Annotated in this window: 16 protein-coding genes; 14 read left to right on the forward strand and 2 right to left on the reverse strand. The window is 66.8% G+C overall.

Annotation, left to right across the window (positions count from 1 at the left end):
- Positions 1-349 precede the first annotated feature (349 nt).
- The 5 genes from P0D62_RS11275 to P0D62_RS11295 all read left to right on the forward strand — a co-directional run bounded on the left by P0D62_RS11275 (position 350) and on the right by P0D62_RS11295 (position 4,836).
- Positions 350-757 carry a peptidase inhibitor family I36 protein gene (locus tag P0D62_RS11275; RefSeq protein ID WP_275702651.1) on the forward strand — a complete coding sequence of 136 codons (408 nt, stop codon included), beginning with the start codon at positions 350-352 and terminating at the stop codon, positions 755-757.
- 38 nt (positions 758-795) lie between these two features.
- A complete protein-coding gene (locus tag P0D62_RS11280) occupies positions 796-1,770 on the forward strand; it encodes a hypothetical protein (protein WP_275702652.1) in 975 nt (324 codons plus the stop codon).
- An 89-nt stretch (positions 1,771-1,859) separates the two neighbouring features.
- Positions 1,860-2,942 (forward strand): peptidoglycan-binding protein, encoded by a 1,083-nt coding sequence (locus P0D62_RS11285; protein ID WP_406708249.1) that lies wholly within the window; start codon positions 1,860-1,862, stop codon positions 2,940-2,942.
- On the forward strand, positions 2,939-3,622 hold the full coding sequence (locus P0D62_RS11290; protein ID WP_275702654.1) for an ABC transporter ATP-binding protein: 684 nt from the start codon (positions 2,939-2,941) through the stop codon (positions 3,620-3,622). Before P0D62_RS11285 ends, P0D62_RS11290 begins: the two co-directional genes overlap by 4 nt.
- Entirely contained in the window at positions 3,619-4,836 is a 1,218-nt protein-coding gene (locus tag P0D62_RS11295; RefSeq protein ID WP_275702655.1) for an ABC transporter permease, read from the forward strand. The genes P0D62_RS11290 and P0D62_RS11295 overlap by 4 nt, the downstream gene beginning before the upstream one ends.
- 71 nt (positions 4,837-4,907) lie before the next feature.
- Here the strand turns inward: P0D62_RS11295 and P0D62_RS11300 are convergent, their stop codons facing one another.
- Positions 4,908-5,333, reverse strand: a complete 426-nt coding sequence (locus P0D62_RS11300; RefSeq protein WP_275702656.1) for a metallopeptidase family protein — start codon at positions 5,331-5,333, stop codon at positions 4,908-4,910.
- 132 nt (positions 5,334-5,465) lie between these two features.
- Here P0D62_RS11300 and P0D62_RS11305 point away from each other — a divergent pair, with 132 nt between their 5' ends.
- From P0D62_RS11305 to ahcY, 6 genes are all read left to right on the forward strand, one after another.
- Complete coding sequence (locus P0D62_RS11305; protein ID WP_406708246.1) at positions 5,466-5,786, forward strand: DUF3499 domain-containing protein; 321 nt, start codon at positions 5,466-5,468, stop codon at positions 5,784-5,786.
- Positions 5,787-5,838: 52 nt separating this feature from the next.
- On the forward strand, positions 5,839-7,182 hold the full coding sequence (gene manB, locus P0D62_RS11310; protein WP_275702658.1) for a phosphohexomutase domain-containing protein: 1,344 nt from the start codon (positions 5,839-5,841) through the stop codon (positions 7,180-7,182).
- A 19-nt stretch (positions 7,183-7,201) separates the two neighbouring features.
- Positions 7,202-7,393 carry a Trm112 family protein gene (locus P0D62_RS11315; RefSeq protein ID WP_275702659.1) on the forward strand — a complete coding sequence of 64 codons (192 nt, stop codon included), beginning with the start codon at positions 7,202-7,204 and terminating at the stop codon, positions 7,391-7,393.
- Positions 7,390-8,418: an SIS domain-containing protein gene (locus P0D62_RS11320; protein ID WP_275702660.1), complete on the forward strand. Its 1,029-nt coding sequence runs from the start codon at positions 7,390-7,392 to the stop codon at positions 8,416-8,418. Before P0D62_RS11315 ends, P0D62_RS11320 begins: the two co-directional genes overlap by 4 nt.
- Positions 8,415-8,852: a type II 3-dehydroquinate dehydratase gene (locus tag P0D62_RS11325; RefSeq protein WP_275702661.1), complete on the forward strand. Its 438-nt coding sequence runs from the start codon at positions 8,415-8,417 to the stop codon at positions 8,850-8,852. Before P0D62_RS11320 ends, P0D62_RS11325 begins: the two co-directional genes overlap by 4 nt.
- Positions 8,853-9,022: 170 nt before the next feature.
- Positions 9,023-10,396 carry an adenosylhomocysteinase gene (gene ahcY, locus P0D62_RS11330; RefSeq protein WP_406708250.1) on the forward strand — a complete coding sequence of 458 codons (1,374 nt, stop codon included), beginning with the start codon at positions 9,023-9,025 and terminating at the stop codon, positions 10,394-10,396.
- 288 nt (positions 10,397-10,684) lie between these two features.
- Here the strand turns inward: ahcY and P0D62_RS11335 are convergent, their stop codons facing one another.
- Positions 10,685-10,921: a DUF3039 domain-containing protein gene (locus tag P0D62_RS11335; RefSeq protein ID WP_275702663.1), complete on the reverse strand. Its 237-nt coding sequence runs from the start codon at positions 10,919-10,921 to the stop codon at positions 10,685-10,687.
- Between the two features lie 44 nt (positions 10,922-10,965).
- On the opposite strand from P0D62_RS11335, the gene P0D62_RS11340 reads away from it, so the two are divergent.
- The 3 genes from P0D62_RS11340 (at position 10,966) to P0D62_RS11350 (ending at position 13,433) form a co-directional block, all read left to right on the forward strand.
- Positions 10,966-12,345, forward strand: coding sequence for an MFS transporter (locus P0D62_RS11340; protein ID WP_275702664.1), 1,380 nt, complete (start codon positions 10,966-10,968; stop codon positions 12,343-12,345).
- Positions 12,346-12,421: 76 nt separating this feature from the next.
- Positions 12,422-12,682, forward strand: a complete 261-nt coding sequence (locus P0D62_RS11345) for a metal-sensitive transcriptional regulator (protein WP_275702665.1) — start codon at positions 12,422-12,424, stop codon at positions 12,680-12,682.
- A gap of 10 nt (positions 12,683-12,692) precedes the next feature.
- A complete protein-coding gene (locus tag P0D62_RS11350; protein WP_275702666.1) occupies positions 12,693-13,433 on the forward strand; it encodes an exonuclease domain-containing protein in 741 nt (246 codons plus the stop codon).
- The last annotated feature ends 16 nt before the right edge of the window (positions 13,434-13,449 follow it).

Raw genomic sequence — 13,449 nt, forward strand, 5'->3', positions numbered from 1 at the left:
TGCCTTTTTTGGCAGCTGACGGCCCTTTGCCGTGGAGGTGGCCCCTCCCTGCCTGCGGGCGCGAGAGTATGCCCAGCATGACTGCAAAGCTCTTCACGATAGTCCTGTCCGCCATCCTGTTGGTCGCCCCCGCGTACGCGATCCCGGCCGACGAGCCCGCCTCGCCCGCTGTTCCCGGGATCTGTGACCTTTTTCCGCGCTTTCCAGGCTGCAAGTAGGTCATTCAGCTGCCGGGCCGCGGTAGTCAACTGCCCACCTGCGGCAGTTGACTACCCGCCTGCTCGTTTTGGCTGGACGAACCTGCCTGACGTGTTCTAGCGTCCTAATTATCTTAATGTAGGGAGAAATAGTGTCAGCAAAGAAGAACTTCGGTCGGATATGCACCGCTATCGGCGTCTCGGTGATCATGGCCACCGGTCTCACTGGTGTCGCCAACGCTCGCAACCAGGACAAGGTCCAGGATATCGACGAGTTGATCTACTTCTATAACTCGGACTTCAAGGGTGCATGGTCGGACTTTGATGTCAGTCGGTCCAACCTGGATGGCTACTCTTACATCGGCGGGGGGACCAGCGCAAATGGCTTTGGTAGCAAGGTCAAAAACAACGCGGCTTCTGTGAGGAATCGCGACCCCGAGTTTGCGGTGTACATCTACAGTGCGGCCAACATGGGTGGAAACTCCTTCAAGTTGGCAGCGGGAACGCAGAAGAACTTGTCCACTGCCCTGAAGAACAAGAACGCATCACACACCTGGTGAGCTGGGTCGTGATGGTTCGAGGCATGAGGAGCGTCGCGGTGACTGCTGCGGCGCTCCTGCTGTTTCTCTCAGCATGCAGTCCGCCTGGAGATCCCGGCGTTCACAAGGACGCTGTGCGGCGACTGGAGCCATCGCAGCCGGTCTCGAAACCACTTTCGCTCGACAGTGAGGTTCCCGGAGAAGATCCCGACTTCCCCACTCCATTCGCGCCCTATATGGCGACGGTGACCGAGTCGGTAACCATGGAATACGCGGAGAGCCTGCTTATGAGGGATTGTCTGGCGAACTTCGGATTTACACATGACGTGCAGTCATTCAGCGACAGGATCGCTGCCGCCAGGGAGCGCGAGCAACTGGGGATTACGCGCCTGTACGGTGCGACGGATCGTGATATGGCGAAGAAGTATGGCTACTATGTTGAGATCAAGCCTCGTCCAGAGAGGGACCATGTGGGTCCCGAGTATGAACTCGTCGTCTATGGTGTGCGGTCGCTGGAGGAGTTCGACTCCGAACTCGCCTTCTCGGCAACGGCATCTCCGGCGAGTGTCGATGGCGTCGAGATTCCACCGGGTGGTTGTCTGGGAGAGACGTGGCGCCGAATGGGGAGCGTGCCTGAAGCCGGCGATTCTCTCGCTCGTATGTTGTGGTTCGAGACGGCGGATGAATCTCGTCCCGCGTACCGCGAGGTTGTGAACGAGTGGGTTTCATGTATGGCGGCTAGTGGATACAAGGCGACAGGCCCGCTGGATCTGGAGCCGGGGGACGCAGCGTGGGAGTTCCGGGAACGTGATCCTTTGACGCCGCCGTCTGAGAAGGAGGTGGCGCTGGTCTTGGCGGACATCGACTGCAAGGAGCAGACCGATCTCGTGAAGCGGCTGTCAGAAATCTCGTGGGCCGTCGAGCAGGAGAGTGTGGAGAAGAACCTGCTGGCACTTCAGGAGGATAGGGTCAAGGTCGAGCAGCGCGTCGCGAGGGCTCTGAAGGAGATCGAGAAGCTCGGCGGCTTTGAGTGAACAGGTCTGACGATCCTGAGAAGGCAGAAACCATCACATCAGGTAGGCGCAGATTTCGGCTGAGTCCCGTTACCGGGCTGGTCGCGGTGATGGTGGTGTTGGCTCTCGGGGCGTGGCTGGGGGCGTCGCTCACCACATCGCCGCGTGAGGCGGCGCTTCAGGCAGAAGCGCCGCCTCCGTCCGTCATCGTGGCTCAGGTTGAGCTGCGTCAGGTGACCCAAGAGATCGTCACGCGCGGCCAGGTGCAGGCTGACCGTTCCATCGAGGTGATCGGCTCGGAGACCCCCGCCGGTGCCTCGGTGGCTGTGCTGTCCAAGGCGCTGCCGCAACGTGGCGAGGTGCTGGATGCAGGTGACGTAGCAGCCGAGGTCTCCGGGCGTCCCGTGCTTCTGCTCACCGGCACGGTGCCCATGTACCGGCCGCTCGGGCCGGGCGACAAGGGGACGGACGTCACTCAGTTGCAGGAGGCCTTGCGTGCAGCGGGACAGAAGGTGGGCGACCCCGAGGGTACCTTCGGTGACAAGACACTCAAGGCGGTGCAATCCGTCTACTCGGCAGCTGGCTACGAGCTTCCTGAGGACGGCATCCCGATGGGCGAGGTGGTCTTCGTGCCTGGCTTCCCCGCCACGGTCACCACAGCCACAGGGGACGTGGGTACTTCCGCAGCCGACGCCCAACTCACGTTGGCGTCGGGGCGGCTGTCGGTTACGGCGGCTTTCCCCGCGAAGCAGCACACCCTGCTCGCGGAGGGCGATGTGGTGGTGATCTCCTCCGAGGTGCTCGGGGAGGAGGCCCCAGCGAAGATCGGGCGCCTGGATGTGCCCACGACCTCCAAAGAGGGCGAGACACCGGTGGGAACCACCGTCGAGATTCTGCTGGACAAGCCGCTGCCCGCCTCGTGGACCGGCCAGGGTGTACGCGTCCGGGTGGTCACCGCCGCATCTCAGGGCGAGGTACTGGCGGTGCCGGTCGGGGCTGTGTTCATGAGCGCGCAGGGCACGCCGGAAGTGGCCATCGTGACCGAAGCTTCAAACGACGTCACCACGCTCCGCGCCACCCGGGTGAGCGTCGAGGTGGGGGCCGTCGGAGGCGGCTACGCAGAGATCTTCGCAGACGACCCGCTACTGGTCAGCGGCGCCACCGTCCTGCTCTCCAGCCCGCCCGAATCATGACAGCGCTGATCGAGATCGACGACGTCACCGTCCGGTTCGGGACCGACGTCGTCGCTCTGAACGGATGCTCGCTCACCGTGGACGAGGGGGAGTTCGTCGCGGTGACGGGGCCGTCTGGGTCGGGCAAATCGACGCTGCTGAACATCATCGGGCTGCTCGACCAGCCCACCTCTGGCAGTTACACCCTCGCCGGAGAACTTGCCAGCGGGCTGGATGATCGGGGCCGGGCGGCCAAACGCTCCCGCGACATTGGCTTCGTTTTCCAGTCGTTCCACCTGATCGGGCACCGGAGCGTCCATGAGAACGTCGCGCTGGGCTCGCTGTATCAGCACCAGCCGATGGCCGAGCGGGCCGCAGAGGCAGACCGGCACATTCAGCAGGTGGGGCTGGCGCATCGTCGCGACGCGCGGGCCGGCACGCTGTCCGGCGGCGAATGCCAGCGCGTCGCCTTGGCCCGTGCGCTGATGGGCCGCCCCAAGCTGCTGCTGTGCGATGAGCCCACCGGGAACCTGGACACTGCCAATACCGAGGCCATCCTCGAGCTGCTGGCTCGCCTGAATGCCGGTGGCATGACGGTGGTCATCATCACCCATGAAGATGACGTCGCGGCCCGCGCCGGGCGTCGCATCGTGCTGCGCGACGGTGCCGTGGAGGTCTCCATCCCGGCGGGTGCAACATGAAGCCCCGGGACGACGGGTTCCGTCCGCTGAGCCTGCGCGAACTGTGGCGTGAGTCCTACAGCTCGCTGGTGGCACGGCCGCTGCGCTCGGTGCTGACGGCGGCCGGCACCATCATCGGCGTTGCGGCCCTGGTGGCTATCCTCGGGCTCGCGTCGACGGCCAATGGTCAGGTGTCGGCGTCCTTCGACCAGCTGGCTGCGAACACCGTTACCGCCAAGGACACCCGCCCCGACGACGCGGAGACCCTTCCGTTTCCGTTCTCCGAGGAGAGCATCGCCAGGGCTCGTGCCCTGAGTGGCGTGACTGGAGCGGGTGCCCTGTACGCGCCCGCCTCCTCCGATCAGGTTCGTGGGTCGAATCCTGCGGTGCCCGGTCCGCAGACCATTCCCCTCATCGCCGCCTCCGCCACGATCTGGGAGGCCGTCGGTGCCAGTGACATCAGCGGGCGAGGCTTCGACGCGGCGCTATCCGACGTGCCCGTGGCTGTGCTTGGCCGCAGTGCCGCCACCAACTTAGGCATTGACGGATTTGTTGCGCCGACAGCCGTCGAGATTGGGGGCCGGCCATTCACTGTGGTCGGCATCCTGGGTGACGTCGAACGTCACCATGAACTGCGCACCGCCGTGATCGTGCCCTTCGGGATAGCCGCGCAGCTCTGGGGCGATCCGACGCCTCGAGACGAGGCCGAGCTGGTGGTGGCCACCCGGCAGGGCGCCGCGACGCAGGTGGCGAAGGAACTGGTGTGGGCGGTGTCGCCGGGGGCACCATCGGCGATCGCCGTGCAGGAACCACCCGATCCGCGCTCGCTGCGAGAGTCGGTGTCGCGCACGCTGCAGGGCCTGCTGATCGGGTTGGGTGCCGTCTCGCTGGTGATCGGCACCTTCGGCATCGCCAATTCCACGCTGGTCTCCGTGATGGAACGCCGTACCGAGATCGGCCTGCGCCGGGCGCTGGGAGCATCGAAGGGCGACATCGCGCGCCAGGTTGCCCTCGAATCTGCCCTGCTCGGTGTTCTTGGTGGCCTGATCGGCGCCACGGTCGGCATGTACGCGGTGATCGTCGTGGCGATGGTGAAGGACTGGTCGCCCATCGTCGGCCTGGAACTGCTGCTGATCGCGCCCGCTATCGGTGCCCTCACCGGTCTGGCTGCCGGGGCTTACCCAGCCTTCCGTGCGGCTGGCATTGAGCCAGCTCAGGCGCTGCGTTCCACCTGACCAGCATGATTCTGCTCCAGTGGGAGATGTTCCCCCGTCTATGGGGGAACATCTCCCACTGGAGCGAGTTTTCAGTCGAGGTCGAAGCCTTCGCCGGCCAGGTCGGAGACGGGGCGGGCGGTGAGCGTCGAGAGCTGTTCGACGATCGTGCGGTGCACGATCAAGCGGAGGTCGGAGCGACTGGACGCGCGGTGCTCCAAGGGGCGCTCGAACACGACGATCTGGGCCTTGCTCTCACTGGTCGGTTCGATGGCCGCGGACAGCGGAACCCTGTCTCCCGACAAGGTGGCGTTCATGGTGGGCACGTCCTCGACGCCGACGATCACGCCGTCGAACGCGTTCGGGCAGTGACTGGTGATCTCCTCGATGGCGGCCGTGACGCAGTCGTTGAAGAACTCCACCCGTCCCAAGCGATGCGGACGAGAACCCGACGGCGAATGCGGCGGGATCAACGGGCCCCTCATGCCCCGCCCATGGCGGTCTCGTCGGTTTCGCATGAACCCAGCCTAGACCCGCCAAGCGCTGGGCGTTGGGGCGAACCGCCCGGCCAAATCCTGGGCACTGTCGGTGGCCTGGGCTAGTCTCCTGCCGTGCGTAGATGTTGCCGGACGACCTGTCTCGCGCCCGCCGTGGCGACGCTGACCTTCGACTACTCCGAGTCGACGGCCGTGCTGGGCTCGCTGGCCACGCAGCCGGAGCCCGGAGCCTATGATCTGTGCGCCCGTCATGCGGAATCCACCAGCGTGCCTCGCGGCTGGGAGGTCATTCGCCTGCCGCGCGACCAGGTGCGGCGTGACGAAGTGGACGATGACGAGCTGCTCGCGCTGGCCAACGCCGTGCGCGAGATCGGCCTGCGTCACGACGCGGCCCCGCCGGAACCGGTGCATCCCGAGCCTCCCGTGCAGGACGGGGTACGGGCCGGCCACCTGCGCCTCGTCGTCGACGAGTAGGGACGAGTAGGGGCGTCATCGCCCCCGTCTCGCCGGGACTAAGCTGTCCCTCATGCTGCAGCCCGTGATCTTCAAGGCCAACGACATCCGGGGCATCGTCGCTGGCCCCGCCCCGGAATGGGATATCGAGGGGGCGCGCCTGCTCGGAGCGGCCTTCGTCGATCTCACCGGCGCCACCGAACTGGTTCTGGGTCGCGACATGCGGCAGATGGGGCGCGAGCTGTCCCTCGCGTTCGCCGATGGCGCTCGTCGCGCCGGCTGCTCGGTGATCGATGTCGGCCTGACCAGCACCGATCAGCTGTGGTTCGCATCGGGCTGGCTGGACCGGCACGGCGTGCAGTTCACCGCCAGCCACAATCCAGCCGACTACAACGGCGCCAAGTTCTGCCTCCCGCAGGCGAAGCCGGTGGACACAGACTTCACCGCGCGACTGCGCGACCGGGCAGTCACGATCGAGCTCGGCGACGAGGTCGTCGGCGGCTACCGCGAGGCGGACTCGTTGCAGGCCTATGCCGACAAGCTGCGAGGACTCACGCCCGTGCGGGGCGACCGCGCGCTGAAGGTCGTCATCGACGCCGGCAACGGCATGGCGGGGCACACCGCCGCCGCGGTGCTTGAGGGCCGCAAGCTCGAGATCGTTGGCCTCTACATGGACCTGGACGGCACCTTCCCGAACCACCCGGCCAACCCGCTGGAGCCCGAGAACCTGGTGGACGCGCAGCGCGCCGTCGTGGAGCACGGCGCCGATCTGGGCCTGGTCTTCGACGGCGACGCCGATCGCTGCTTCATCATCGACGAGCGAGGGGAGTGCGTCGACCCATCTGTGGTCACCGCGCTGATCGCCACCCAAGAGCTCGAGCGCGAGCCGGGCGGCACCGTCGTGATCAACACCATCACCTCCTTGTGTGTGGCTGAGGCGGTGGCGGGTCACGGTGAACTGGTGCGCTCCAAGGTGGGGCACACCTACGTCAAGGGCCTGATGGCCGAGCATGACGGCATCTTCGGCGGCGAGCACTCGGCGCACTACTACTTCCGCGACTTCTGGTCGGCAGACACGGGCATGCTCGCCGCGCTGCACGTCATAGAGATGCTGCGGGCCAGCGACGGCCCGTTGTCGCTGCTGGCCTCCCGCTACGACGGCTACGCGCGCTCCGGTGAGCTGAACTCGACCGTCGACGATGCCCGGGTCTGCCAGGAGAGGGTGGCCGTCGCCTTCGAGGGACGCGGCGCCGCGGACTGGACCGACGGGCTGACCGTCGCGGCGCGGGACGAGGGCTGGTGGCTGAATCTCCGGCCCAGCAACACCGAGCCGCTGTTGAGGCTTAACGTAGAGGCACGCACCGCCGACCAGATGGCGGCGTTGCGTGACGAAGTGCTCGCGCTGGTGCGCGGCTAGACCAGGAGGACCCAAGAAGATGGCCGATACCGAGATGGACCTTTCGCCGGAGCTGCTGGCGCTGCTGGCCTGCCCGTCCTGCCACGCGAAGTTCGCGGTGGACTACGACACCTCCGAGCTGATCTGCACCAGCCAGATCTGCGGCTTGGCCTACCCGGTGCGAGACAACATCCCCGTTCTCCTGATCGACCAGGCACGCAGCACGCTATGAGCCGCCTCGTCTGCGACGACTCGCGCCTGGAGGATCCGCGTCTCATCGACAACGAGCGGCTGCGCTGGCTCGCGGGCGCCGGCGCACGCATCCGCCGGGCGATGCTCACCGAGCCGGTGGGTGCGCTGTCTCGCGCCGATCGTCCGCGGGGTGTGTTGGTGATCGGCAGCGAGGCCCGGCTGGTCAGAGCGGTGCTGGAACCGTCGTGTCCGGTGCCGTTCATGGCCTGGCCCGGGCCCGGCCTGCCCGCGTGGGTGGGGCCGCTGGACCTGGTGGTCGTGCTCGGTCACCGGCAGAGCTCGGCCTGGGTCGTGCAATGCGCGGCGGAGGCGGTTCGTCGTGGTGCGACGATGATCGTCGCGGCGCCCGAGTCGTCCGAGCTGGCGCGCGCCACCTCGTCGTCGACCACCACCTTGCTGCCAACCACCGACGGCGACCCCATGGCCGCGGCGATCGCCGTGCTGGCCATGCTCGGGGATCTGGGGCTGGGGCCGGTGGTGCGTCCGGAGCATGTGGCCGACGCCGCCGACCTCGTCGCCGAGATCTGCTCGCCAACCGCCGACCTGTCGGTCAACCCCGGTAAGGACCTGGCTCTCGGTCTCGCCGAGCGGTTGCCTCTGATCTGGGGTGGCACCACCCTGGCCGGACGAGCGTCGCGACGGATCGCGGAGGCCATCCGCCGCGCCTCCGGAGTGCCCGCGCTGGCGGCCGACGACGGCGAACTGGACACCCTGTTGAGGGCCGTCACGCCCAAGGATCTCTTCGCGGATCCCGGCGAGTCCGACCAACTGGAACCGGTGCTCGTCCTGCTGGACGAAGACAAGCTGCCCGCGCAGCTCGTCGGCACCGCCGACCGCTTGGCCCGCCTCGCGGATGCCGTCGACGTCCGGATCGTGCGGATCTCTTCGGGTGATCGCGAGTTCGAGAGCAGCGACGTGGAGAGCTACGTCACGCTGCTGCAGCGCGGCCTGTACGCCGCCGCCTACCTGGAGATCGCCCTGACCCCCGTCGAGGAGGCGCTGTGAGTAACAAGGTCTTGGTCCTGAACGGCCCCAACCTCGGGCGCCTCGGCACCCGCCAGCCCGAGGTGTATGGCGGCACCACCTACGCCATGCTCGCCGAGCACCTGGTGGAGACCGGGCGGGGGATGGGCCTCGATGTCGAGGTGCGCCAGACGGAGCACGAGGGCGAGATGATTACCTGGCTGCATGAGGCCGCCGACACGGACGCCCGCGTCGTGATCAACGCCGGCGCCTGGACGCACTACTCCTACGCCATCGCCGACGCCGCCGCCCTGGTGAGCGCCTACGTCGAGGTGCACATCTCCAACGTGCACGCCCGCGAATCGTTCCGCGCGCACAGCGTGCTGTCGGCCAAGGCCGCCGGCATCATCGTCGGCTGCGGCGTCGGCGGCTACGACCTGGCGCTCGCCCACCTGGCGTCATACTCGCGCTCCTGAGATTTTCGACCGTAACTGCCTCTTATCGGCCGAGCTGTGCCAATAAGAGGCAGTTACGGTCGAAAAATCTCAGCGCCCTCGGAATCGGCGGCTCTGGAGGAACGGGCTAGAGTGAGCGGGTGGATTTTCGCGTAGCTGACCTGTCCCTTGCCGACTTCGGGCGCAAGGAGATGACCCTCGCCGAGCATGAGATGCCGGGCTTGATGGCGATGCGCGCGCGTTACGGCGACTCCAAGCCGCTGGCCGGCGCACGGATCGCGGGCTCGCTGCACATGACCATCCAGACCGCGGTGCTGATCGAGACCCTCGTCGCTCTGGGTGCCGAGGTGCGCTGGGCGTCGTGCAACATCTTCTCCACCCAGGACCACGCTGCCGCCGCCATCGCGGTGGGCCCGAACGGCACCCCGGAGGATCCGCAAGGCGTTCCGGTGTTCGCCTGGAAGGGCGAGACGCTGGAGGAGTACTGGTGGTGCACCCGTCAGATCCTGGCCTGGCCCGACGGTCAGCAGCCCAACATGATCCTCGACGACGGCGGCGACGCCACCCTGCTGGTGCACCTGGGCGTCGAGTTCCAGAAGACCGGCGTCGTGCCGGAGCCCTCGGAGACCGACTCGCACGAGTACCGGGTGATCCTGGAGGCCCTGCGTGAGGAGCAGGGGCGCGCCGACTGGGCGGCGCTGGCGGCCAGCGTCAAGGGCGTCACCGAGGAGACCACCACCGGTGTGCACCGCCTTTACGACATGGCCAAGCGCGGCACCCTGCTATTCCCGGCGATCAACGTCAACGACTCGGTGACCAAGTCGAAGTTCGACAACAAGTACGGCTGCCGGCACTCGTTGATCGACGGCATCAACCGCGCCACCGATGTGCTGATCGGCGGCAAGGTGGCCGTGGTGTGCGGCTACGGCGACGTGGGCAAGGGGTGTGCGGAGTCGCTGCGCGGCCAGGGCGCGCGCGTCATCGTCACCGAGGTCGACCCCATCTGTGCCCTGCAGGCGGCGATGGACGGCTACCAGGTGGCGACGCTGGACTCGGTGGTCGAGACCGCCGACATCTTCGTCACCGCCACCGGCTGCCTGAACGTGATCACCGCCGAGCAGATCGCGCGGATGACGCACCAGGCGATCGTCGGAAACATCGGCCACTTCGACAACGAGATCGACATGGCCGGTCTCGAGAAGCGCACTGACGTCACCAAGATCGAGATCAAGCCGCAGGTGCACGAATGGCGTTTCGACGACGGGCACAGCGTGCTGATCCTGTCGGAGGGTCGGCTGCTCAACCTCGGCAACGCGACGGGTCACCCGTCGTTCGTGATGAGCAACTCGTTCACCAACCAGGTACTGGGTCAGATCGAGTTGTTCACTCGTACCGACGAGTACCCGGTGGGCGTCTACGTGCTGCCCAAACACCTGGACGAAGAGGTGGCCCGGCTGCACCTCGACGCTCTGGGCGTCGAGCTCAGCACGCTGACGCAGGAACAGGCCGACTATCTCGGCGTGCCCGTCGAAGGCCCGTTCAAGCCCGACACATATCGCTACTGATCCGAGGGATCAGCCCTTCAGGGAGCCTGACGATGACGCTCTTCGAGGCTCGCTTCGCTCGCACCTCAAAGAGCGATTAGCCTTTCAAGGAGGCCCGAGATGTACGGTCGTTGAGGTGCGACGGAGTCGCCTCGAAGCGACCTGGCTGGCGGCCGACAAGCAGTCTCTGCCACGGGTCGCGCCGGCTCTTTTCGAGGCTCGCTTCGCTCGCACCTCAAAGAGCGTGGAAAAGGTGCTCCGCGCTGTCTTGATGGTCGAGGCTCGCTTCGCTCGCACCTCAAAGAGCGATTAGCCTTTCAAGGAGGCCCAGATCTCCTTGCAGGCCGGGCACACGGGGTACTTCTCCGGGTTCTTGGTGGGCACCCACACCTTCCCGCACAACGCCACCACCGGGGTTCCGGTGACCTGGGCCTTGGTCAGCTTGGCCTTGGAGACGTAGTGCGAGAAGCGGTCTTGGTCGCCGTCCTCGAAGTCCTGGGTGCGCTCGTCGAGTACGGTCTGCGATCCGGGGGCCAGCTCAGTCATGGCCACAACTTTACTCATCACCTACTCACTCATCAGGAGAATCCATGACGGTCAAGGAAGGGGCGCCTGCTCCTGGGCGCCTGGCGCTGGTCGTCGGCATCATGCTGTCGGTCTTCGCGATCGCCTTCCAGACGATCGGGCTGGCCACGGCGCTGCCGACGGTGATGGCGTCGTTCGATGCTTCCCATCTCTACCCGTGGGCCTTCACGACGATGGTCTCCGGCATGTTGATCTCCACCATCTTCGCCGGGCGGCTGGCCGACCGTAAGGGCCCCGCGCTGCCGCTGTACTTCGGTTTCGCCGCCTTCGTGCTGGGCTTGGTGCTCGGCTGGATGGCCCCGTCGGTGTGGGTGGTGCTGGCGGCGCGTGCGGTCCAGGGCATCGGCGCGGGGGCGCTGAATCTCAGCCTGATGGTCACCGTCGCGCACGGCTTCCCTCCCGCCGATCGGCCGCGCACCATGGCGTTGGTGTCGTTCTGCTGGCTGCTGCCGGCGTTCGTCGGGCCTCCCTTCGCGGCGTGGCTGACCCACTACGACTGGCGCCTGGTGTTCGCCGCCATGCTGCCTCTCGTGGCCGTGGCGTTCCTGATCACGCTGCCCGGCCTCCGTCAGGTGCAGGCGAGGTTCACGCCGGACGCCGAGGTGGCGAACGTGAGCCTGTGGCCGACCTTGGCCGTCACCTTCGCGCCGTCGTTCATCCTGCTGGCCGGTCAGGGGCTCGGTGTGTGGTCGGTGGCCTCCGCGGTGCTCGGCCTCGTGCTGCTGGGGTGGGGACTGCCTCGCATCCTCGCCCCCGCGACGCGCGGCTTCGGACCGGGGCTGCCGAGCGTGGTGCTCAGCCGTTCCCTGCAGGCAGGCGCCTTCTTCGCGGCCGAGACCATCCTGCTGGTCACCCTGCAGGATCTGCGCGGCTACGAGCCGTTCGAGGTGGGACTCGCGCTGACCGTCGGCAGCGTCGGCTGGACGACGGGCTCCTGGCTTCAGTCGCAGCGCTGGGTGTCTTGGTCGCGCAACACCTTCGTCACCATCGGCTCGGTGCTCTCAGCAACCGGCATCGCCTGGCTGGTGACCTTCGCGTCGTTCCCGCAGATTCCGCTGGTGCCCGGCCTGCTCGGCTGGATCGTCGCCGGCGTGGGCATGGGGTTAACGATGCCCAGCACCGCGGTCGCCGTGATGAGCTTGTCCAGCCAGTTCGAGCAGGGACGCAACCAGTCGTCGATGCAGGTGGCCGAGTCGGTGGGCAACTCCGTCATCACGGCCGTCTCGGGCAGCATCTACACCGCGCTGCTGCTCGCGGAGCCCAAGTCGTTGGCCTACACCGTCTCGCTGGGCTCGATCCTGGTGGTGGGGCTGTGCGCGATCCTGATCAGCCGCCGGATCGGCTTCATCCCGAACGAGCTGCGGGGAGAGAGCGGGCGCGGGTAGGCGCGGAACCTCGGAATGGCCACCTTGGTACGTGATATACCATGCGGGGTATACCGGCTAGGGATCGGAGACCCAGGTGCAGTTGGACAGCCAGGAAATGGTGGCGGTGGTCAAGCGGCTCAAGCGCGCCCAGGGTCAACTCGGCGGCATCATCAAGATGATCGAGGACGGACGCGAGTGCCAGGACATCGTCGCGCAGCTGGCTGCGGTGTCGAAGGCGGTGGACCGGGCGGGCTTCGCCACGATCGCCGTCGGCCTGCGGCAGTGCGTCGCCAGCGACAATCCCGAAGGCCCCGATATGCAGGCCATGGAGAAGATGTTCCTCTCTCTCGCGTGATCTTCCTGCGATGACCTGGGAACAGCGCACGATCTACGGGTTCGACTGCGAGACGACGGGCACCGACGTCCACAGCGACCGCATCGTCACCGCGACGATGGTCAAGGTGGAGGCCGGGCGTCACGTCGACTCTCGGTCGTGGCTCATCGACCCCGGAATCGAGATCCCTCCGCGGGCGACGGAGGTGCACGGCATCACGACCGCGTACGCGCGCGAGCACGGCACCGAACCGGCCGGCACCCTCCGCGACATCGCACGCGTCGTGTGGAAGGTGCTGTCCTCCGGCTATCCGCTCGTCGTGTTCAACGCGGCCTACGATCTCTCGTTGCTCGAAAGCGAACTGGCTCGCCACCGCCTGCCCACCATCTCGTCCCTGTTCCCCGCGCAGGGATGGCACACGCTCATCGACCCCATGGTGCTGGTCCGGGGACTCGACATGGCGAGCCGTTCCTTCGTGAAGGGACGAAAGTACCGGCTGCCGGACCTCTGCGAGCGATACGGGGTCGACTTCGTCGAGGCGCACGACGCGACCTCGGACGCCGTCGGCGCCAGCCTGCTCGCACGGGCGATCCTGACCTCGGAGCCGACCCTCTCGGGTCTCGCGCCCGGCGAGCTGTTCGACCTCCAGCGCTCGTGGCGCGCGGAGGATCAGCGCGGCTTCCGGGAGTGGGTGCAGCGAGAGGGCAAGACGAGCAGCTTCGCCGATATCGACGACGGCTGGCCGCTGCACTCCTCTTTGTCCTCCTCGTAGCCGACGGCGCCGCTCG

The sequence above is a fragment of the Tessaracoccus caeni genome (assembly GCF_029211185.1).
Classification (GTDB): domain Bacteria; phylum Actinomycetota; class Actinomycetes; order Propionibacteriales; family Propionibacteriaceae; genus Arachnia; species Arachnia caeni.

Bases quoted from the DNA above. Each gene is read 5' to 3' on its own strand.
- P0D62_RS11285 (WP_406708249.1), top strand. From the start codon at position 1,860: ATGGTGGTGTTGGCTCTCGGGGCGTGGCTGGGGGCGTCGCTCACCACA.
- P0D62_RS11290 (WP_275702654.1), top strand. From the start codon at position 2,939: ATGACAGCGCTGATCGAGATCGACGACGTCACCGTCCGGTTCGGGACC.
- P0D62_RS11295 (WP_275702655.1), top strand. From the start codon at position 3,619: ATGAAGCCCCGGGACGACGGGTTCCGTCCGCTGAGCCTGCGCGAACTG.
- P0D62_RS11300 (WP_275702656.1), bottom strand. From the start codon at position 5,333: ATGCGAAACCGACGAGACCGCCATGGGCGGGGCATGAGGGGCCCGTTG.
- manB (WP_275702658.1), top strand. From the start codon at position 5,839: ATGCTGCAGCCCGTGATCTTCAAGGCCAACGACATCCGGGGCATCGTC.
- P0D62_RS11315 (WP_275702659.1), top strand. From the start codon at position 7,202: ATGGCCGATACCGAGATGGACCTTTCGCCGGAGCTGCTGGCGCTGCTG.
- P0D62_RS11320 (WP_275702660.1), top strand. From the start codon at position 7,390: ATGAGCCGCCTCGTCTGCGACGACTCGCGCCTGGAGGATCCGCGTCTC.
- ahcY (WP_406708250.1), top strand. From the start codon at position 9,023: ATGACCCTCGCCGAGCATGAGATGCCGGGCTTGATGGCGATGCGCGCG.
- P0D62_RS11335 (WP_275702663.1), bottom strand. From the start codon at position 10,921: ATGACTGAGCTGGCCCCCGGATCGCAGACCGTACTCGACGAGCGCACC.
- P0D62_RS11340 (WP_275702664.1), top strand. From the start codon at position 10,966: ATGACGGTCAAGGAAGGGGCGCCTGCTCCTGGGCGCCTGGCGCTGGTC.
- P0D62_RS11350 (WP_275702666.1), top strand. From the start codon at position 12,693: ATGACCTGGGAACAGCGCACGATCTACGGGTTCGACTGCGAGACGACG.